The organism is Streptomyces sp. bgisy130, assembly GCF_057708345.1.
Window position 1 is genome coordinate 24,015 of record NZ_JBYISA010000052.1, and the last position, 19,301, is coordinate 43,315.

At 72.2% G+C, this 19,301-nt stretch carries 14 protein-coding genes; 11 read left to right on the forward strand and 3 right to left on the reverse strand.

The features are described from left to right. Positions 1–59 precede the first annotated feature (59 nt). Complete coding sequence (locus AC3EUV_RS35190) at positions 60–1,223, forward strand: glycosyltransferase family 4 protein (protein ID WP_432141805.1); 1,164 nt, start codon at positions 60–62, stop codon at positions 1,221–1,223. A gap of 131 nt (positions 1,224–1,354) precedes the next feature. Here AC3EUV_RS35190 and AC3EUV_RS35195 read toward each other — a convergent pair whose 3' ends face one another. Together AC3EUV_RS35195 and AC3EUV_RS35200 are read right to left on the reverse strand one after the other, a co-directional pair. After that, positions 1,355–2,986 (reverse strand): PucR family transcriptional regulator, encoded by a 1,632-nt coding sequence (locus AC3EUV_RS35195; RefSeq protein ID WP_432141806.1) that lies wholly within the window; start codon positions 2,984–2,986, stop codon positions 1,355–1,357. A 101-nt stretch (positions 2,987–3,087) separates the two neighbouring features. Next, positions 3,088–4,140 (reverse strand): LacI family DNA-binding transcriptional regulator, encoded by a 1,053-nt coding sequence (locus AC3EUV_RS35200; protein WP_432141807.1) that lies wholly within the window; start codon positions 4,138–4,140, stop codon positions 3,088–3,090. 257 nt (positions 4,141–4,397) lie between these two features. On the opposite strand from AC3EUV_RS35200, the gene AC3EUV_RS35205 reads away from it, so the two are divergent. Then, the gene (locus AC3EUV_RS35205) at positions 4,398–5,582 is read left to right on the forward strand and encodes a beta-1,3-glucanase family protein (RefSeq protein WP_435604676.1); all 1,185 of its coding nucleotides are present in this window, start codon (positions 4,398–4,400) and stop codon (positions 5,580–5,582) included. A gap of 74 nt (positions 5,583–5,656) precedes the next feature. Here AC3EUV_RS35205 and AC3EUV_RS35210 read toward each other — a convergent pair whose 3' ends face one another. Beyond that, the gene (locus AC3EUV_RS35210) at positions 5,657–7,468 is read right to left on the reverse strand and encodes a glycoside hydrolase family 15 protein (RefSeq protein WP_432141951.1); all 1,812 of its coding nucleotides are present in this window, start codon (positions 7,466–7,468) and stop codon (positions 5,657–5,659) included. 411 nt (positions 7,469–7,879) lie between these two features. Between AC3EUV_RS35210 and pyrG the strand changes: the two genes are divergently transcribed. The 9 genes from pyrG (at position 7,880) to AC3EUV_RS35255 (ending at position 19,225) form a co-directional block, all read left to right on the forward strand. Beyond that, complete coding sequence (pyrG, locus tag AC3EUV_RS35215; protein ID WP_387246304.1) at positions 7,880–9,535, forward strand: CTP synthase; 1,656 nt, start codon at positions 7,880–7,882, stop codon at positions 9,533–9,535. Between the two features lie 95 nt (positions 9,536–9,630). Then, positions 9,631–10,257 carry an NUDIX domain-containing protein gene (locus AC3EUV_RS35220; protein WP_435604677.1) on the forward strand — a complete coding sequence of 209 codons (627 nt, stop codon included), beginning with the start codon at positions 9,631–9,633 and terminating at the stop codon, positions 10,255–10,257. A 169-nt stretch (positions 10,258–10,426) separates the two neighbouring features. Next, on the forward strand, positions 10,427–12,571 hold the full coding sequence (locus AC3EUV_RS35225; RefSeq protein WP_435604678.1) for a tetratricopeptide repeat protein: 2,145 nt from the start codon (positions 10,427–10,429) through the stop codon (positions 12,569–12,571). 168 nt (positions 12,572–12,739) lie between these two features. Beyond that, complete coding sequence (ald, locus tag AC3EUV_RS35230) at positions 12,740–13,855, forward strand: alanine dehydrogenase (protein WP_432141952.1); 1,116 nt, start codon at positions 12,740–12,742, stop codon at positions 13,853–13,855. Between the two features lie 489 nt (positions 13,856–14,344). Beyond that, complete coding sequence (locus AC3EUV_RS35235) at positions 14,345–15,361, forward strand: ParA family protein (protein ID WP_018087947.1); 1,017 nt, start codon at positions 14,345–14,347, stop codon at positions 15,359–15,361. Beyond that, positions 15,358–16,005, forward strand: coding sequence for a hypothetical protein (locus tag AC3EUV_RS35240; RefSeq protein ID WP_432141953.1), 648 nt, complete (start codon positions 15,358–15,360; stop codon positions 16,003–16,005). The genes AC3EUV_RS35235 and AC3EUV_RS35240 overlap by 4 nt, the downstream gene beginning before the upstream one ends. 192 nt (positions 16,006–16,197) lie before the next feature. Then, positions 16,198–17,346: a segregation and condensation protein A gene (locus AC3EUV_RS35245; protein WP_432141811.1), complete on the forward strand. Its 1,149-nt coding sequence runs from the start codon at positions 16,198–16,200 to the stop codon at positions 17,344–17,346. Then, entirely contained in the window at positions 17,343–18,038 is a 696-nt protein-coding gene (gene scpB, locus AC3EUV_RS35250; protein ID WP_432141812.1) for an SMC-Scp complex subunit ScpB, read from the forward strand. Before AC3EUV_RS35245 ends, scpB begins: the two co-directional genes overlap by 4 nt. Beyond that, the gene (locus AC3EUV_RS35255) at positions 18,038–19,225 is read left to right on the forward strand and encodes a pseudouridine synthase (RefSeq protein WP_432141813.1); all 1,188 of its coding nucleotides are present in this window, start codon (positions 18,038–18,040) and stop codon (positions 19,223–19,225) included. The genes scpB and AC3EUV_RS35255 overlap by 1 nt, the downstream gene beginning before the upstream one ends. The last annotated feature ends 76 nt before the right edge of the window (positions 19,226–19,301 follow it).

Consider the following 19,301-nt stretch of genomic DNA (forward strand, 5'->3'; position numbering starts at 1 on the left):
CTCAGCGGACCGACCCGCCGGTACGGCCCGCCCGCCCCCCGATCCAGGAGTCCGACCACGTGATCAGCACCCCGACCTCGGCGCACGGGCTGTCACCGCTGCGCACGGTCCAGGTGCTCGGGCACGGCAGCGCCGGCAGCGCGGCGCATGTCCGCTCGCTGGCCGAAGGACTGGTCGCACGCGGGGTCCGGGTGTCGGTCTGTGCCACCCCAGAAACCGAGGAGGCCTACGACTTCACCGGGGCGGGTGCGCGGTTCGTGCAGGTCCCGCCGCGGATGGATCCGGCGAGCGTGGCCGTACTGCGCAGCGCCTGCTGGGACGCCGACCTCGTCCATGCGCACGGCCTGCGGGCCGGGCTGCGGGCCTCGATGGCGTTGCGCGGACTGCGCGGCCCACGGGGCGGGCGGCGGGTCCCCCTGGTCATCACCTGGCACACCAAGGCGCACACCGAAGGTGCGCGAGCCGGGGTGGTGCATCTGATGGAGCGGCGGGTGGCACGGGCGGCCGCCGTGGTGCTGGGGGCTTGTTCCGATCTCGTGGACCGGGCGCGTGAGCGGGGCGCCCGTGATGCGCGGCTTGCGCCGGTCGCGATTCCGCGCCCCCGGTCCGGTGGCACACCGGACGCGCTCGAGGAGCATGACCGGACGCGTCACAAGGAACGGGCCGAACTGGGCGCGGTGGACCGCCCGTTGCTGCTCGCGGTGGGCCGACTCGATCCGAACCAGGGCCATGACCTGCTGCTGGACGCGGCGCACGCCTGGTGCGCGCTCGACCCGCAGCCGTTGGTCGCCATCGCGGGGGAGGGCGAACGGCGGAGCGCGCTTCAGCGGCGGATCGACAGCGAGCAGCTGCCCGTCCAGCTCCTCGGACGCCGTGACGACGTCCCCGAACTCCTCGCCGCCGCGGACCTGGTGGTGCTGCCCAGCCGGTGGGAGGCGCGTTCGCTGATCGCTCAGGAGGCGCTGCGGGCCGGCGTGCCGCTGGTCGCCACCGATACCGGAGGCACCCGCGAACTGGTCGGCCCGGCCGCGGAACTGGTCCGCTACGGGGATGCCGCCGCCCTGGCCCGTACCGTTCTCGCGCTCCTCGCCGACCCCGCCCGGCGGGACGCGCTCGCCGCGGCGGGTCGCGCCCAGGCGGCCGGCTGGCCCAGCGAGAACGACACCGTCACCCAGGTCCTCAGCGTCTACGACGAGTTGACCCAGCCGATTCAGCCGGTCTAGCCGGGAGAGGCCGGGCCGGCCAGGAGACGGCCAGGCCTGCCACTACGGCGGGCCGGCTGAGCAGTCATCCCGTGGGGACGCCGGCCGAGACGCTCGCGGGCCAACCCGCCGCCCCCGGTGGCCCCCGCCCGTTACGGCTTGTCCGTGTGGCGCCGGGCGCGCAGCGCCAGCCGCAGGCCCAGGACGGTCTGCGGATCGTCCAGGTCCGTGCCGAGCAGTTGGGCGATGCGGGCCAGCCGGTCGTACAGCGTCTGCCGGTTCACATTCAGATCGCGGGCGGTCTCGGCCTTGCGGCCCGCGCTGGCCAGATAGGCCTCCAGCGTCGGCAGCAGCGGCTGACGGGCGGCCCGGTCATGGGCCAGCAGCGGCCCGATGGCGCGTTCCACGAAGTCGGTGAGCACACCCTGCTCGCCGTGTTCGCGCATCCGCCACAGCAACAGCTCGATATCCAGCCGGCGGGCGTCGTACCAGGGTTGTTCCGGCAGGCCCTGGGCCGCGGCCGCCGTCTCCGCCGCGTGCTGGAGACCGGGGCCCGCCGCCGCCCAGTCACCGGGCGTTCCAACGACGACCACCGGGCGGTGCGCGGCCGGCCGGTCCAGGCCCGCGCGGACCACCCCGGCGCGCAGGGCCTCGGCGATCCGGCCGGCCAGCGCGTCCCGGTCCTGGCCCGCGCGCAGCGCCACCAGTATCGGCACCCGGCCCTCCACGGGGCGGACGCCGAGCAGTACGGGCACCCCGGGGGCCGCGAGTTCCTCGCGCAGGGCCTGGGCGAGGAGCGCCCAGCTGCCGGGGGAGGGCAGCCCCGCCGGCAGCCGCATCACCACCGGGAACACCGGCTCGGAGCCGGGGCGGAAGCCCAGCAGGCGGGCCTGTGCGGGCGCCTCGGCCGCGGAGATCCGGCCCTCCGCCAGGTCGGCCAGGAAATCGCCGCGCCCCCGGGCGGCGAGTACCTCCTCCTGGCGGGACTGGAGCATGACGACGGCGAGCAGATCGGCGGCGCGTTCGGCGGCGATCCGGTGTACTGGCGCCAAGGCCGTGTTGACGGGCAGCAGGACGAGGCGGGCGCGCACCGCGTCGGGGCCGTGGCCGCCGCCGGGCACATCGACCCGGAGACCGGTCTCGCGCAGGCCCTCCCAGGCCAGCAGCGGGTCGGCCTCCGCGGGGCCGTCGTCCTCGCCCTCCGGGCCCGCCGCGTAGAGCGGACTGCCGTCGGGGGCCTCCAGACAGAGCGGGTTGCCGGTGAAGGCGGCCAGCAGCCGGAGCACCTCGGGGACGCCACCGCCGCGCAGCAGCACGTCCGTGCAGCGCCGCAGGATCTCGTCGGCGCGCCGCAGCAGTGCGTAGTGGCTGTTGATGATCTCGGTGTGGATCGCCTCGGTGACCGTGACGTACGGGACCTCGCGGTGCAGCTGGATCAGCGGCAGCCCGCAGTCCCGTGCGGCGTCGACCAGCGCGACGGGCAGGGAGGCGAAGCGGGAGCCCAGCTCCACGACGAGCGCGGCGATCTCGCGGTCCGCGAGCTTCCGGATGAAGGCGCGCTGCTCGGACGGCCGGGCCCCCAGCCCCAGGCCGGTGGTCAGCAGCAGTTCGCCGCCCTTGAGCAGCGAGGCGATATGCGGGACCTCGCCCGCGTGTACCCAGCGGACCGCGCGGTCCAGGCGGTCCCCGCCGGCCAGCACCTCCGGCAGACCGCGCCGCAGCGCGGGCAGCTCCAGTGCCCGGCGTACCGTGACCTCGGCTTCGATCTTCGCTTCCTGCCCCATGGCGAGGACGGTACCCGTAGTCCGCTATCCGGAGCTTCGCGGTCCGGATCACCGTCCCGTGTGGCGCCAGGAGGGCGCGCGCCTCCCGGCGCCTGTGCCCGTCACCCCGACTCCCGCACCACCAGCCGCGCCTCCGTGATCACCGGAGCGAGCCCCACCGCGTCCGCCTCCGCCGCCTTGCCCGGATTCAGCAGCCGCAGCAGCAGCCGTGCCATCAGCCGCCCCATCTCCTCCACGTCCTGCCGCACCGTGGTCAGCGGCGGATCCGCCCAGGCCGCCGGTTCCAGATCGTCATAGCCGACTACCGCCACCTCCTCCGGCACCCGCCGCCCCCGTGCCCGCAGGGTGCGCAGCGCACCGCTCGCCATCAGGTCGGAGCAGACGAAGACGGCGTCCAGGTCGGGGGCGGCGTCCAGGAGTTGGGCCATGGCCAGCTCGCCACCGGCGGCCGTGAACCCGCCGTCCGCGATCAGCCGCGGGTCCGGCTCGGCCGTGCCCAGCGCCTCGCGGTAGCCGTCGAGACGGTCCACCGCGGAGGTCTGGTCCAGCGGTCCGGTGATCACGGCGATCCGGCGGCGGCCGCGGCAGAGGAGATGGCGTACGGCCTGCCGGGCGCCCCCGCGGTTGTCGGTGTCGACATACAGCGGCCGCGCGCCCCGGCCGGCGCCCGCCCAGCCGGGCCGGCCGCCGTAGACGGTGGGCAGTCCGGCGCGCTCGGCCATGGCGGGCAGCGGGTCGTCGCGGTGCAGCGAGAACATCAGCGCGCCGTCGACATGCCCGGCCGACAGATACCGGCCGATCCGGTCGTAGTCGTCGCGGTGCTCGACGAACATCAACAACAGCTGGGTGTCGGCGGCGGCCAGTTCCCGGCTGATGCCGCGCAGTTGGCGTCCGAAGAACGGATCGCTGAAGACCCGGGTCTCCGGCTCCGCGATGACCACGGCGACCGCGCCGGTGCGGCGGGTGACCAGGGAGCGGGCCGCGCTGTTCGGTACGTAGCCCAGCTCGGTGACCGCCTGGCGCACCCGCTCCTGGACCGCGGCCCGGACGCCCGCACCGCCGTTGACCACGCGGGACACCGTCGCGCGGGAGACTCCGGCGCGGGCCGCGACCGCCTCCAGCGTCGGCCGCGGACCTTTCGGCTCGGACACCATTCAACTCCTTTTTCCACGCGGTGACTTGACGGCCTGCCATCGAGTCGGCAGGGTGCACAGCGCACGATATGAGAGCGCTCTCACTCCGGGAAACCCCCGGAACTCCTCACGACCCCCCCACTGTGCCGAGGAGAGAATGTCATGTGCATGAGAGTCGGGCCCGGATGCCGGACGGCCGCCGTCCCGCAGCCCGCCGGGGCCGGTACCAGCCGCGTCACCCCCACCGATCGGCACACCGCCCCGCAAGGAGCCACCTCGTGATCACTCGACGCACCCTGCTCGGCGGTCTCGCCGCCGGCGCCGCCGCCTCCGGAATCGCCCTGGCCGGCCGTGCGAACGGCGCGCCCGCCCCGGCCGCCGCACCCCGCGGGCCCGCCCGGTCCGCCGCCGGAATGCCCCTGCACTTCGTCAACAACTCCGGCGCCTACGCCAACTCCTCGGTCTGGATCTACATCGTCGGCAACGACGGGACCCAGCAGGTGCATGCCACCCCGGACGGCGAGCTCAAGCCCGTGGCACTGGCCGACAACGGGCCGGACGGCTTCACCGACTACGCCATACCGCTCGCGGCGAGCGGCACCACAACCCTCCAACTGCCGCAGATGTCCGGCCGGATCTACACCGCGCTGGGCGGCAAGCTGAAGTTCAAGGCGGTCGAGGACGGCAACGGCAAGGCCGCGCTCGCCTACCCGGCGGGCTGGGTCGCCGGCGACCCCAACTACGACGTGCTGCACGACTGCGCCGAGTTCACGTACAACGCCGGCGGGATGTACTGCAACACCACCATGGTCGACATGTTCAGCGTGCCGCTCGCGATCAAGCTCACCGGGGCCAAGGACCAGACCACCGGCACGCTCAAGGACGGCGCCCGCGCCAGGATCTTCTCCGACGTCAAGGCCGCCGAGGGCTTCGACCGGCTGGTCATCGGCGACCGGCGGGTGATCGCCCCCGGCCACGGCCTGGACGGCGGACTGTTCGCCCCCGACTACCTCGCCCCCGCCATCGACGAGGCATGGTCCGCCTACGCGGCCAAGGACCTGACCGTCACCACGAACGCGGGCACCTTCACCGGCCGGGTCCGCGACGGCAAGCTCACCTTCGCAGGCCCCCGCACCGTCTCCTTCGACAAGCCCTCCACCCGCGACGTCCTCTTCTGCGACGGCACCCTCGCCGCCCCCAACGACGGCACCACCGGCCCGGTGGCCGCCATCCTGGGCGCCGCGCTCAACCGCTCCACCCTGGCCTCGCATGCCGCCCAGCCCACCACCGACCCGGCCGCCTTCTACCAACAGCGGCTGACCAACCACTACGCCAAGGCCATGCACGCCGCGTCCCGGGACGGCCGGGCCTACGGCTTCGCCTTCGACGACGTCGCCGGCTTCGCCTCGTACATCGAGGACGGCGCCCCCAAGGAGATCACCCTCACCCTGACCCCGTTCTGACGCAGAAAAGTGGTGCCACCCGAAAAACGGGCGGCACCACAGAACCCCGGGCGGATAGCTCGCCGAAGGGCGGGCTATCCGCCGTAAGCCCCACTGGCCGTCAGCCGCAGCGCGGTATCGATCAGCGGAACATGGCTGAACGCCTGCGGGAAGTTGCCCACTTGCCGCTGGGCCTTGGGGTCCCACTCCTCCGCGAGCAGGCCCAGGTCGTTGCGGAGCGAGAGCAGCTTCTCGAAGAGCTTGCGGGCCTCGTCGACCCGGCCGATCATCGCGAGGTCGTCGGCGAGCCAGAACGAGCAGGCCAGGAAGGCGCCTTCCTCGCCTTCGAGACCGTCCACCCCGAGGTCGTGCGCACCCGACGTCGGGTAGCGCAGTACGAAGCCGTCCTCGGTGGACAGTTCCCGCTGGATCGCCTCGATGGTGCCGATGACGCGCTTGTCGTCCGGCGGCAGGAAGCCCATCTGCGGGATCAGCAGCAGTGAGGCGTCCAGCTCCTGCGAGCCGTAGGACTGGGTGAAGGTGTTGCGTTCCTTGTCGTAGCCGTTCTCGCAGACGTCCCGGTGGATCGTCTCGCGCAGGTCCTTCCAGCGCTCCAGCGGTCCGTCGACGTCCCCGGACTCGATCAGCTTGACCGTGCGGTCGACCGCGACCCAGGTCATGACCTTGGAGTGGACGAAGTGCCGGCGCGGGCCGCGGACCTCCCAGATGCCCTCGTCCGGCTCGTCCCAGTGCTTCTCCACCCACTGGATCAGCTTGAGCTGGAGCAGCGAGGCGTAGTCGTTACGGGCCAGCCCGGTCATGTGCGCCAGGTGCAGCGCCTCGGTGACCTCGCCGTAGACATCGAGCTGGAGCTGTCCCGCGGCGCCGTTGCCGACCCGTACGGGACGGGAGTTCTCGTAGCCGGGAAGCCAGTGGAGTTCGTTCTCGCCGAGCTCCCGTTCGCCCGCGATGCCGTACATGATCTGGAGGTTGTCCGGGTCGCCGGCCACCGCCCGCAGCAGCCACTCCCGCCAGGCCCGCGCCTCTTCGCGGTAGCCGGTGCGCAGCAGGGAGGACAGGGTGATCGCCGCGTCGCGGAGCCAGGTGAAGCGGTAGTCCCAGTTACGGACCCCGCCCAGGCACTCCGGCAGTGAGGTCGTCGGCGCCGCCACGATCCCGCCGGTCGGCGCGTAGGTCAGCGCCTTCAGCGTGATCAGCGAGCGCACCACCGCATCCCGGTAGGGGCCGTGGTACGTGCAGTGCTCGACCCACTCGCGCCAGAACTCCTCGGTGGCCTCCAGCGACCCCTCCGGGTCGGCGACGGCCGGGGGCTGCTTGTGGGAGGGCTCCCAGCTGATGGTGAACGCGATCCGCTCACCCGGGGAAACGGTGAAGTCGGAGAAGGTCGTCAGGTCCTTGCCGTAGGTCTCCGCCTCGGTGTCCAGCCACACCGAGTCGGGCCCGGCCACCGCGACCGTACGGTCGTCGATCTTGTGCACCCACGGCACGACCCAGCCGTAGGAGAACCGCATCCGCAGCTGCGAGCGCATCGGGACGCGGCCGCTGACGCCCTCCACGATGCGGATCAGCTGCGGCGCCCCGTCACGGGGCGGCATGAAGTCGATCACGCGGACGGTGCCGCGCGGGGTGTCCCACTCCGACTCCAGGACGAGCGAATCGCCCCGGTAGCGACGGCGGTCGGCCGGTGCGGGCCGGCCTCCGGGGCCGTTGACCGGCCCCAGCCGCCAGAATCCGTGTTCCTCCGTGCCCAGCAGCCCCGCAAAGACCGCCGGCGAGTCGAAGCGGGGCAGGCACAGCCAGTCCACCGTGCCGTCCCGGCACACTAGAGCGGCGGTTTGCATATCGCCGATAAGTGCGTAGTCCTCGATGCGCCCGGCCACGTGCATCTCCCGTCGAACTGGAGTCACGCCCCCCATGGGACGTATGTATTGGTCCGTCCTGCCCATGAAACGTCGCCGAGCAGCGGGACCGGAAATCGGGCGGGGGTGGTGCCTTCCCGGACGGCTCGTAGCGAGTGTCCGAGCAGGATACGACGCAGGTGGGTGATCCGTGTGACGCTCGCAAGGACTGAAGTGCTCCGAACGGGTGGCCTCCGTCACGTGACACTGTCACCTCAGCCGTGACCGCACGGTCGCCGTGTGTGGCCGGGCACGACCATGCCCGGTCGCTGATAGCCTGGTACCCCGTGGACCGGTGGTCACGAGAACCCCCGAACCGCAGCGACGGCACCCCTGAAAACCGGGACGGAGCCGCTTCGCACCTCTCCACCTCGCGACCACGGGAGCCCCCTCTTGGCCATGCCGCCCAAATCAACGACGACCAAGCACCTCTTCGTCACCGGGGGCGTCGCCTCCTCTCTCGGCAAGGGGCTCACCGCCTCCAGCCTGGGTGCTCTCCTCAAGGCGCGCGGCCTGCGGGTCACGATGCAGAAGCTCGACCCGTATCTGAACGTCGACCCCGGAACGATGAACCCGTTCCAGCACGGTGAGGTCTTCGTCACCAACGACGGTGCCGAGACCGACCTGGACATCGGCCACTACGAGCGCTTCCTGGACGTCGACCTCGACGGCTCCGCGAACGTCACTACCGGCCAGGTCTACAACACCGTGATCGCCAAGGAGCGGCGCGGCGAGTACCTCGGCGACACCGTGCAGGTCATCCCGCACATCACCAACGAGATCAAGCACCGCATCCGGCGGATGGCGACCGAAGACGTCGATGTCGTCATCACCGAGGTCGGCGGCACCGTCGGCGACATCGAGTCGCTGCCGTTCCTGGAGACCGTCCGCCAGGTCCGCCACGAGGTCGGCCGGGACAACGTCTTCGTCGTGCACATCTCGCTGCTCCCCTACATCGGCCCGTCCGGTGAGCTGAAGACCAAGCCGACCCAGCACTCCGTCGCCGCGCTGCGCAACATCGGTATCCAGCCCGACGCGATCGTGCTGCGCGCCGACCGCGAGGTGCCGACCGCCATCAAGCGCAAGATCTCGCTGATGTGCGACGTCGACGAGGCCGCGGTGGTCGCCGCGATCGACGCCCCGTCGATCTACGACATCCCCAAGGTCCTGCACACCGAGGGCCTGGACGCCTATGTCGTGCGCAAGCTGGACCTGCCCTTCCGGGACGTGAACTGGACCCAGTGGGAGGACCTGCTGGACCGCGTCCACAACCCCGACCACGAGGTCCGGGTCGCGCTGGTCGGCAAGTACATCGACCTCCCCGACGCCTACCTCTCGGTCACCGAGGCGCTGCGGGCCGGCGGCTTCGCGAACAAGGCCCGGGTGAAGGTGAAGTGGGTCACCTCCGACGACTGCAAGACCCCGGCCGGCGCCGCGGAGCAGCTCGCGGACTGTGACGCGGTCTGCATCCCCGGCGGCTTCGGCGACCGGGGCGTGGACGGCAAGGTCGGCGCGATCACCTACGCCCGGGAGAACAAGCTCCCGCTGCTCGGCCTGTGCCTGGGCCTCCAGTGCGTGGTCATCGAGGCGGCCCGCAACCTGGCCGGTATCCAGGGCGCGAACTCCACCGAGTTCGACCCGGCCGCGGCCGACCCGGTCATCTCCACGATGGCCGAGCAGATGGACATCGTCGCAGGTGAGGGCGATATGGGCGGCACGATGCGGCTGGGCATGTACCCCGCCAAGCTCGCCGAGGGCTCGATCGTCCGCGAGGTCTACGACGACCAGCCCTACGTCGAGGAGCGCCACCGCCACCGCTACGAGGTCAACAACGCCTACCGCGGTGAGCTGGAGAAGAAGGCCGGGCTGCTGTTCTCCGGCACCTCCCCGGACAACAAGCTCGTCGAGTACGTCGAGTACCCGCGCGAGATCCACCCCTACCTGGTCGCCACCCAGGCGCACCCGGAGCTGCGCTCCCGCCCGACCCGTCCGCACCCGCTCTTCGCCGGGCTGGTGAAGGCCGCGGTCGCGCGCAAGACGGGCGCCGCGAAGTAGCGGACAGCACGGCGGATACGGTTGCCGGGGTACGGCCTCCCGCAGGTCGTGCCCCGGTTTCTGCGTTGGTACAGGCACACACAGGAGGACGCGCCATGGCGATCAAGGACACCCCGGAGGAGTGGACGGTCACCGCGACCACGACGCCGTTCACCGGAAACAAGACCAGCGTGCGCACCGACACGGTCGTCATGCCGGACGGCGGCACCGTCACCCGTGACTACCAGGTCCACCCCGGTTCCGTGGCCGTCCTCGCACTCGACGAGCAGGGCCGGGTGCTGGTGCTGCGCCAGTACCGCCACCCCGTACGCCAGAAGCTGTGGGAGATCCCCGCCGGGCTGCTCGACATCCCCGGGGAGAACCCGCTGCACGCCGCGCAGCGTGAGCTGTACGAGGAAGCGCACGTCAAGGCCGAGGACTGGCGGGTGCTGACCGATGTCTACACCACGCCCGGCGGCTGCGACGAGGCCGTGCGGATCTTCCTCGCCCGCGATCTGGCCGAGGCCGAGGGCGAGCGCTTCGAGGTCTCCGAGGAGGAGGCCGACATGGAGCTGGCGCGGGTGCCGCAGGACGAGCTGGTCCGTGGCGCGCTCGCCGGTGAGCTGCACAACAACTGCCTCGTCGTGGGGGTGCTGGCCCTCACCGCGGCCCAGGCCGGTGCGGGGCTGGACGCGCTGCGCCCGGCCGACGCACCGTGGCCGGCCCGCCCCTTCGAGGTCTGACCGACGGACCCGTCTCCGCCGTACGACGTGCCCGTCGGATGATCCGCCGATCCGATCGGGTGACGTAACCGCCCTGCGCTGCACGAGACGTGACGTGCCGTGAACTACGCTCGGCAGCGTCCGCCCCAGCGGCGGATTCGTACGCGCAGGTGGACGGGAGCGTGAGCCGGTGACGGACCAGGCGGTGGGCGGGGGGCACGTCCCGCCGGAGGCAGGGAGAGCGCCTGCCACGACAGCGCCCGGACCGCGGGGCGCGGCGCCCCGCCAGGACGGTGTCCCCGCCCGCCCCGCCCTTCCCACAACCGCCGTCGCCCCTGCCCCCGGTGGCTTCACCGGGCGGCGTCGCGAGCTCAAGGCGCTGCACGCCGATATCGCCCGGGCCGGCCTGGACACCCTCTCCGGCCGCAAGGGCGCCCGCAGCCGGGTGCTGTTGATCGCCGGGCGCCCCGGTTCCGGCCGTACGGCCCTGGCCGAGGAGCTGCTGCGGGAACTGGCCGGTGACCACCCCGACGGGGTGCTGCGGGCCACCCTGACCGGGCCGGGCGGCGAACCGGCCGACACCGGCCACACCGCACGGGAGCTGCTGGCCGCGCTCGGCACCGGCGCCCCGCCCGGCGCCCCCGAGGACGAGCTGACCGAGCGGCTGCGCGCGGCGCTCGCCGGGCGCCGGGCACTGCTCTTCCTGGACGACGCACCGGGCGCCGACCAGGTCGAACCGCTGCTTCCGGACGCCCCGGACTGCCTGGTCGTGGTGGTCTCGCAGGGGCCGCTGACCGGCATTCCGGACGTCCGGCCGTGCGCCCTGGGTGGCCTGGACAGCGCGGCCGGGGTCGCCGTGCTCAGCCGGTACGCGGGGCCGACCCGGATCACCGTCGACCCGCGGACCGCCGACCGCGTGGTGGAGGAGTGCGGCGGCCAGCCGGCCGCCCTGGTGCTGGCGGGCGCCTGGCTCGCCGCCCGCCCGATGTCCTCGGTCGCCGATCTGTACCAGGCGCTGGACGCCGTTGCGGTGCCGCCGGACCTACCCAGCGGGGCCCGGCCGCTGTTCCGTGCCTTCCGCCTCGCCCATGACGCGCTGCCGGCGCCAGCCGCCCGGATGCTGCGGCTGCTCACCCTGGCGCCGGGCGGTCTGGTGGACGCGCACATCGCCTCCGCACTGGCCGGCTGCTCGGTGGCGGTGGCCACCACGACGCTGGGCGAATTCGCCGCGCTCGGGCTGCTGCGGCCGGTCACCACCGAGGACGACGAGGTCCCCGGCGCCCGGGCGCCCGACGCCGCCCTGTATCTCCCGTACCGCCTTCCCGGCTGTCTCGTCCCGCTGGTGCGCGATCTGCTGACGGAGCACGAGCGCCCGGCCGAGGTCCAGCTGGCCCGGGCCCGGATGCTGGAGCGGACCGTACGGCTGCTCCAGTCCTGCCGGGCGATGGGCGAGCCGGCCGATTCCCCCGCCCGGCAGAAGACCGCGGGGCTGCCGCGTTCGCTGCGCTTCGGCTCCCGGGCCGCCGCCGCGCACTGGCTGCGCACCCGCCGCGGAGCCCTGCTCGACGCCGCCCGGATCGCCGTCGCGGACGGTGAACTCGACACCCTGGACCGGCGGTTGATGGTCGCGCTGACCCGGACACTGCTGGCCCACCAGGGCGCCGAGGCCGCCGCGCCGGACCTCTACGCGCTGCACGGGCTGGTCCTCCGGGTCGCCGAGCGGCGCGGGCTGCCGCGGGAGCGGGCCGCCGCCCTCCTGAACCTCGGGGACCTGGACGGCCAGGCGGGCCGGACCGCACAGGCGGCCACCCGCTACCGGGGTGCGCTGGAGGCGGCCCGCGCGGTGAAGGACCCGATGGCCACCGGCCGGGCGCTGGAGTCGCTGGGCGGCGCGTACACCGAGCTGGGCGACGGGCAGCGGGCCGCCGACTGGTACGGCCGGGCCCTGGAGCTGCGGCTCGCCCGGGGTGAGAGCGCGGACGCGGCGCGGCTGCACGGCCGGATCGGCGGCGCGCTCAGCCAGGCGGGCCGGTGGGGTGAGGCGCTGAAGGCGTGGCGGGCCGCCGTCGGGGCGTATCGCCGGCTCGGCGACGTGGCCGGGCAGGCGCGGGCGACCGGTGAGGTGGCCCGGGTGCAGGAGTACGCGGGGCGGCCCGAGGACGCCCTGCGGACCTGCCTCGAAGCCCTGGACACCGCCCGGAAGGCGGGCGACGGACGGCTGGAGGCGGCCCTTCAGCTGCGGATTGCGGACACCCTCGACCGGCTCGGAGATCCAGCCGCGGCACGGCTCCATCGTGCCGCGGGAGAGCGACTCCTTGGAGATCATCCGGAGTGACCTACGAAATCGGTGGTGCTTCTCGCAAGAATTAATGCTTTGCAAGGCTAGACAAGAGGAGCTCCTTCAATAGACTGGCTGGACCGCGTTCGGCGCGGCCAGTTCCGTCATGCAAGGCATGAGGGGATAATTCCTCCTGCACCCTCTCTAGCAAGGACCGTGATCGACGTGAAGGTCGGCATCCCCCGCGAGGTCAAGAACAACGAGTTCCGCGTGGCTATCACGCCCGCCGGAGTCCACGAGCTCGTCCGCCACGGACACCAGGTCTTCATCGAGAAGGACGCCGGTCTCGGCTCGTCCATCACGAACGAGGAGTACGTCTCCGCCGGTGCGTCCATCCTGGACACCGCCGACGAGGTCTGGACCACCGCTGACCTGCTGCTGAAGGTCAAGGAGCCGATCGCGGAGGAGTACCACCGCCTCCGCAAGGACCAGACGCTCTTCACGTACCTGCACCTGGCCGCTTCCAAGGAGTGCACGGACGCCCTGCTGGAGTCCGGCACCACCGCCATCGCCTACGAGACCGTCGAGACGGCCGGCCGCGCGCTGCCGCTGCTCGCCCCGATGTCCGAGGTCGCGGGCCGTATCGCCCCGCAGGTCGGCGCCTACCACCTGATGCGTCAGGCCGGCGGCCGCGGTGTGCTGCCCGGTGGCGTCCCCGGTGTCCACGCGGGCAAGGCCGTCATCATCGGCGGTGGCGTCTCCGGCTGGAACGCGCTTCAGATCGCCGTGGGCCTCGGCTTCCACGTCACCCTGCTCGACAAGGACATCAACAAGCTCCGCGAGGCCGACAAGATCTTCGGCACCAAGGTGCAGACGATCGTCTCCAACGCCTACGAGCTGGAGAAGGCCGTCATCGAGGCCGACCTCGTCGTCGGTGCGGTCCTGATCCCCGGCGCCAAGGCGCCGAAGCTGGTCACCAACGAGCTCGTCGCCAAGATGAAGCCCGGAAGTGTTCTTGTCGACATCGCGATCGACCAGGGCGGCTGCTTCGAGGACTCCCGTCCCACCACGCACGCCGAGCCGACCTTCCCGGTCCACAACTCGGTCTTCTACTGCGTCGCCAACATGCCCGGCGCGGTGCCGAACACCTCCACCCACGCGCTCACCAACGCCACGCTGCCCTACATCGTGGAGCTGGCGAACCGCGGCTGGGTCGAGGCGCTGCGCCGTGACCCGGCGCTGGCCAAGGGCCTGAACACGCACGACGGCAAGGTCGTCTACGGCCCCGTCGCCGAGGCGCACGGCCTGGAGCACGTCGAACTGCGCACCCTCCTCGGCTGAGACGTCAACCACTGACGTCAACGCCGTACCACCGGCCGGGCCTTGTCGACAAGGCCCGGCCGGTCGCGTGTGCGACCCGCGGCGCGCCGTCCTCCGGGCCGCCGGCACTCAACTCGCCGCGAACGTAACCCTTTAACCGATTCGCGCACCCCTGAAACATCGGTCCGATACCGCTTGCGCCCTTGACATCGGGGGGTCCGGTTACCGACACATCGTGCCGGGTCCGGTGGATTGTGTTGCTGCGGACGCCCGACACGCCATAGAGTCGCCAACCGTCGGCATGGTGCCACGCTGACCTATCGATAAAGTTTCCTGGTCACGTCCAAGGAGGTAAGACGACTTGTGAATGAGTCGACATTTACTCCCGGCGGCGGTCAACCAGGAGTGGCTGTACGGGACCAGGGTCCCTCGGGGCGCGAGGCTGTCGGCTCCGTTGTGGTCCATACCCTCGCAGCCCATCAGAGTATTTCCACGACAGCCCACCAGAGCATGGACGGCCATCACGTGAACGCCATGGCCGGCGACCGGGGCAGTGGAGAACCCGCCCGTCTCGCCGACTACGACGACCTGCCCGAGGGGCACTTCTACGATCCGGACGCGGAGTACGAGCCGGACCCCGAATACGCCGCGACGCTCGCGCCGGACGCCGCGCGCCAGCGCCGCGAACGCGTCGGCCCGACCGGACGCCCGCTCCCTTATTTCCCCATCCCGGGACCGCTGTCGGACCACGGCCCCGCCAAAATCATCGCGATGTGCAACCAGAAGGGCGGGGTCGGCAAGACCACCTCGACCATCAACCTGGGCGCCGCGCTCGCCGAATACGGACGACGGGTGCTGCTCGTCGACTTCGACCCGCAGGGCGCCCTGTCGGTCGGACTCGGCGTCAACCCGATGGAGCTCGACCTGACGGTCTACAACCTGCTCATGGAGCGGGGTATGTCGGCCGACGAGGTGCTGCTGAAGACCGCGGTCCCCAACATGGACCTGCTGCCCAGCAATATCGATTTGTCAGCGGCAGAGGTGCAGTTGGTCAGCGAGGTCGCGCGCGAGTCGACGCTCCAGCGTGCGCTGAAGCCGCTGCTGGCCGACTACGACTACATCGTCATCGACTGCCAGCCCTCCCTCGGCCTGCTCACCGTCAACGCCCTGACGGCGGCTCACAAGGTCATCGTGCCGCTGGAGTGCGAGTTCTTCGCGCTGCGCGGTGTCGCGCTGCTCACCGAGACCATCGAGAAGGTCCAGGAGCGGCTCAACCCCGAGCTGGAGCTGGACGGCATCCTGGCGACGATGTACGACTCCCGCACCGTGCACAGCCGTGAGGTCCTGGCGCGGGTCGTCGAGGCCTTCGACGATCACGTCTACCACACCGTCATCGGCCGCACGGTCCGCTTCCCGGAGACCACCGTCGCGGGCGAGCCGATCACTACGTACGCCTCCAACTCCGTTGGCGCCGCCGCCTACCGTCAGCTCGCCAGGGAGGTGCTCGCCCGGTGTCACGCCGAGTGAGTCTGCCGGGAGCCGACGAACTGTTCCGTACCACCGGGGGAGTGGGGCTACAGCCCTCCAGCCCCCGTCGATCGGCGAACGGCTCCCCGGCCGGCGGCGAGGCGCCCCGGGTGCCCGCACCGGCCGGCGAGCCCGATCCGGCGGCGGACGGGCCGGAGGCGGCCACCGCGGTACGGCAGCGTCGGCCCGGGGCCGGCGGCTCGGACACCCCGGCGGCGACGGCCGGTGACGGCGGACCGGCCACCCCGCCCCGGGTGCCCGCCGTCGGCCCCCCGGCCGAGCACAGCGGCCGCGAGACGGACGGCGAGACCGGCCACCGGGCCAAGGCGGCCAAGGGCGGCCAGACCGGCTCCGAGCCGGCCGCCGCGACCGGGCAGACCGGTGGCCAGGGCCGCCGCCGCGGAGGCTCCCGCGGCGCCAACCGCCGCCCCAGCGGCCGGGAACGGCACGACGAGAAGATCACCGTCTATGTCTCCGCCGAGGAGCTCATGGACCTCGAACATGCGCGGCTGGTGCTGCGCGGCGAACACGGCCTCGCCGTCGACCGCGGCCGGATCGTCCGCGAGGCGGTCGCCGTCGTCCTCGCCGACCTGGAGTCGCGCGGCGACGCCAGCATCCTCGTGCGGCGGTTGCGGGGCCGCTGACGCCCGCTGCGCGCGGTCCGTGCGCATGCCGTCATGGTCGTCCGCAGAGGACCGCCGAGAATTCCTGCGCCGGCCGCCGCGGTGCGGAAACGTCACGCCGGGTGGGCCGGGATAGCCTGCCTCCTCGGCGGGGTCTCCCGCCCGTGACCAGCCCGTCGCCCCCGGCACGGGACCGCAGCACCATGGACCGCGATGCCGACGACCAACGACGAATCCCCCGCGCCCCGCACCCGCAGACCACTCGGCCGTGGGGCGGGCGCGGGGCTGGCGTCACCGGCGGAGGCGGCCGTCGCCGGGGAGGAACCCGCGGGCGTCCCCGGTACCGCTCCGACCGAGGCTGCGCCCGAGGGGGGCGAGGGCGGTGAGAGCGGCGGGGGTGCCGAGAGCGTCGACGGCAGCGAGAGCGCCGAGGACCTGGAGAGCCCGGAGGACTCGGAGAACCCCGAGGACCCGGAGGGCCCGGAGCACCCCGAGCACCCCGAGAACCCGGAGACCCCCGAAGGCACCGACGGCCGCTTCACCCTCCACCTCGACAACTTCGAGGGCCCTTTCGATCTCCTCCTCCAGTTGATCTCGAAGCACAAGCTGGACGTCACCGAGGTCGCGCTGTCGAAGGTGACCGACGAGTTCATGGCGCACATCCGGGCCATGGGGCCGGACTGGGACCTGGACCAGACCACGGAGTTCCTGGTCGTGGCGGCGACGCTGCTGGATCTGAAGGCGGCCCGGCTGCTGCCCGCGGCCGAAGTGGAGGACGAGGCGGACCTCGCGCTCCTGGAGGCCCGTGATCTGCTCTTCGCCCGGCTGCTCCAGTACCGCGCCTACAAACGGATCGCGGACATCTTCAGCGGCCGGCTGGCGGACGAGGCCCGGTGCCATCCGCGTACGGTCGGCCTGGAGCCGCAGCTGGCCGAGCTGCTGCCCGAGGTCGTGATCAGCACCGGGGCGGAGGGCTTCGCCAAGCTCGCGGTGAAGGCGATGCAGCCCAAGGCGCGGCCGCAGGTCTATGTCGACCACATCCATGCGCCGCTGGTGAGCGTGCGGGAGCAGGCCGAGGTGGTGATGGCGCGGCTGCGGGAGGCGGGCGAGAGCAGCTTCCAGGAGCTGTGCGCGGACGCACCGGACACCCTCACCGTCGTGGCGCGCTTCCTGGCCCTGCTGGAGCTCTACCGCGAGCGGGTGGTGGTCCTGGACCAGGAGGAGGCCCTGGGGGCGCTCACGGTCCGCTGGACGGGCGCGGAGGGGGCCGAGCCGGTGGTCACCGACGAGTTCGACCAGGAACCGGCACAGCGCGCCGCCGAGGCGGCGCGGGCAGAGCGAGCAGGAGAGGAGCAGGCATGAGCGGCGCGGCCGGTGGCGAGGCGTACGACATCACGGCGACCGGTACGGGCGGCACGGGGGAGCGGCCCGCGGCGCCGGCCGGGACGCCGGTCGTCGCCGAGCTGGAGCTGAAGCCCGCGCTGGAGGCCGTCCTCATGGTCGTCGACGAGCCCGCGACCGAGGAACACCTGGCCAGGGTGCTGGAGCGGCCCCGCCGCGCGGTCGCGCTGGCGCTGCGCGAACTGTCCGACGACTACACCCGCCAGGGGCGCGGTTTCGATCTGCGCCTGGTGGCCGGAGGCTGGCGCTTCTACTCCCGTGCCGCGTACGCGGACGCGGTGGAGAGCTTCGTCCTGGACGGGCAGCAGGCCCGGCTCACCCAGGCAGCTTTGGAGACTCTGGCCGTGGTCGCGTACCGTCAGCCGGTCAGCCGTTCCCGTGTCTCGGCCGTACGCGGCGTGAACTGTGACGGTGTGATGCGCACGCTCCTCCAGCGCGGCCTGGTGGAGGAGGCGGGGACGGAACCTGAAACAGGTGCGATCCTGTACAGGACGACGAATTACTTTCTGGAGCGGATGGGCCTGCGCGGCCTCGACGAGCTCCCTGAGCTCGCACCGTTCCTCCCGGAGGCGGACGCGATCGAGGGCGATTCCCCGGAAGGTATCCCGTCGTTCGACGTAGACGACAGCGGCGACTCTCAGACGGATCATTGATGCGAAGCAGCGGCAGGAACAACGACAGCGGGCGGGGCAACTACCGCGGCGCGGGTGGGGGCACCTCCCAGCCGAAGGCCGGGGGGAAGAGGGACGACAAGCAGCAGCGGGCCGGCCGTCCCCGTCCCGAGGAGCGCCGCTACGACGTGGGCGGAACCGGCGGCCCGGGCGGCAAGGACGAGCGCGGCGGCGCCAAGAGCGGCGGTCCCAAGAGCGGCGGTCCCAAGAGCGGCGGTTCCAAGAGCACGGGCAGCCGGGGCGCGGCGGCCCGTGGCGGCGCCAAGGGCGGGCCCCGTACGGGCGCCAAGTCCGGCCCCGGTGCCAAGGGAGGCCCCAAGGGCGGCCCGCAGCGCGGCCGTGGTCAGGCGCCCGCGCGGCCCCGTGAGTACGACGCCCAGGTAGAGGAGCGCAACCGCGCCCGCCACAACAAGCCGCAGATCAAGACCCCCAAGACGTTCGGCGACCAGGACGGCGAGCGGCTCCAGAAGGTGCTGGCCAGGGCCGGGATGGGCTCGCGCCGGGCCTGCGAGGAGCTGATCGAGCAGGCGCGGGTCGAGGTCAACGGCCAGATCGTCATGGAGCAGGGCGTCCGGGTCGACCCGGAGAAGGACGAGATCAAGGTCGACGGCCTGACGGTCGCCACCCAGTCGTACCTCTTCTTCGCGCTGAACAAGCCGGCCGGCGTCGTCTCCACGATGGAGGACCCGGACGGCCGCCAGTGCCTGGGCGACTACGTCACCAACCGCGAGACGCGGCTGTTCCACGTCGGCCGTCTCGACACCGAGACCGAGGGCATCATCCTGCTCACCAACCACGGTGAGCTGGCCCACCGCCTGACGCACCCGCGCTACGGCGTCAAGAAGACCTACCTGGCCGCGATCCAGGGCCCGCTCCCGCGCGACCTGGGCAAGCAGCTCAAGGACGGCATCCAGCTGGAGGACGGCTACGCCCGCGCCGACCACTTCCGCGTCGTGGAGAACACCGGCAAGAACTACCTCGTCGAGGTCACCCTCCACGAAGGCCGCAAGCACATCGTGCGCCGCATGCTCTCCGAGGCCGGCTTCCCGGTCGACAAGCTCGTCCGCACGAGCTTCGGCCCCATCGCCCTGGGCGACCAGAAGTCAGGCTGGCTCCGCCGGATGACGAACACGGAGGTCGGCATGCTGATGCGCGAGGTCGAGCTTTAGCCCACGTTATTTTCTTTCCCGCCGTGGTGGTTTCTCGCCGTTGCGCCTGCGGCGGGCGGGTCCGCTGCGCGGGGCT

Excerpts from the sequence above, each read along its gene's own strand:
- AC3EUV_RS35195 (WP_432141806.1), bottom strand. The coding sequence starts at position 2,986 with ATGGGGCAGGAAGCGAAGATCGAAGCCGAGGTCACGGTACGCCGGGCA.
- AC3EUV_RS35200 (WP_432141807.1), bottom strand. The coding sequence starts at position 4,140 with ATGGTGTCCGAGCCGAAAGGTCCGCGGCCGACGCTGGAGGCGGTCGCG.
- AC3EUV_RS35210 (WP_432141951.1), bottom strand. The coding sequence starts at position 7,468 with ATGCACGTGGCCGGGCGCATCGAGGACTACGCACTTATCGGCGATATG.
- pyrG (WP_387246304.1), top strand. The coding sequence starts at position 7,880 with ATGCCGCCCAAATCAACGACGACCAAGCACCTCTTCGTCACCGGGGGC.
- AC3EUV_RS35220 (WP_435604677.1), top strand. The coding sequence starts at position 9,631 with ATGGCGATCAAGGACACCCCGGAGGAGTGGACGGTCACCGCGACCACG.
- AC3EUV_RS35235 (WP_018087947.1), top strand. The coding sequence starts at position 14,345 with ATGGACGGCCATCACGTGAACGCCATGGCCGGCGACCGGGGCAGTGGA.
- AC3EUV_RS35245 (WP_432141811.1), top strand. The coding sequence starts at position 16,198 with ATGCCGACGACCAACGACGAATCCCCCGCGCCCCGCACCCGCAGACCA.
- scpB (WP_432141812.1), top strand. The coding sequence starts at position 17,343 with ATGAGCGGCGCGGCCGGTGGCGAGGCGTACGACATCACGGCGACCGGT.
- AC3EUV_RS35255 (WP_432141813.1), top strand. The coding sequence starts at position 18,038 with ATGCGAAGCAGCGGCAGGAACAACGACAGCGGGCGGGGCAACTACCGC.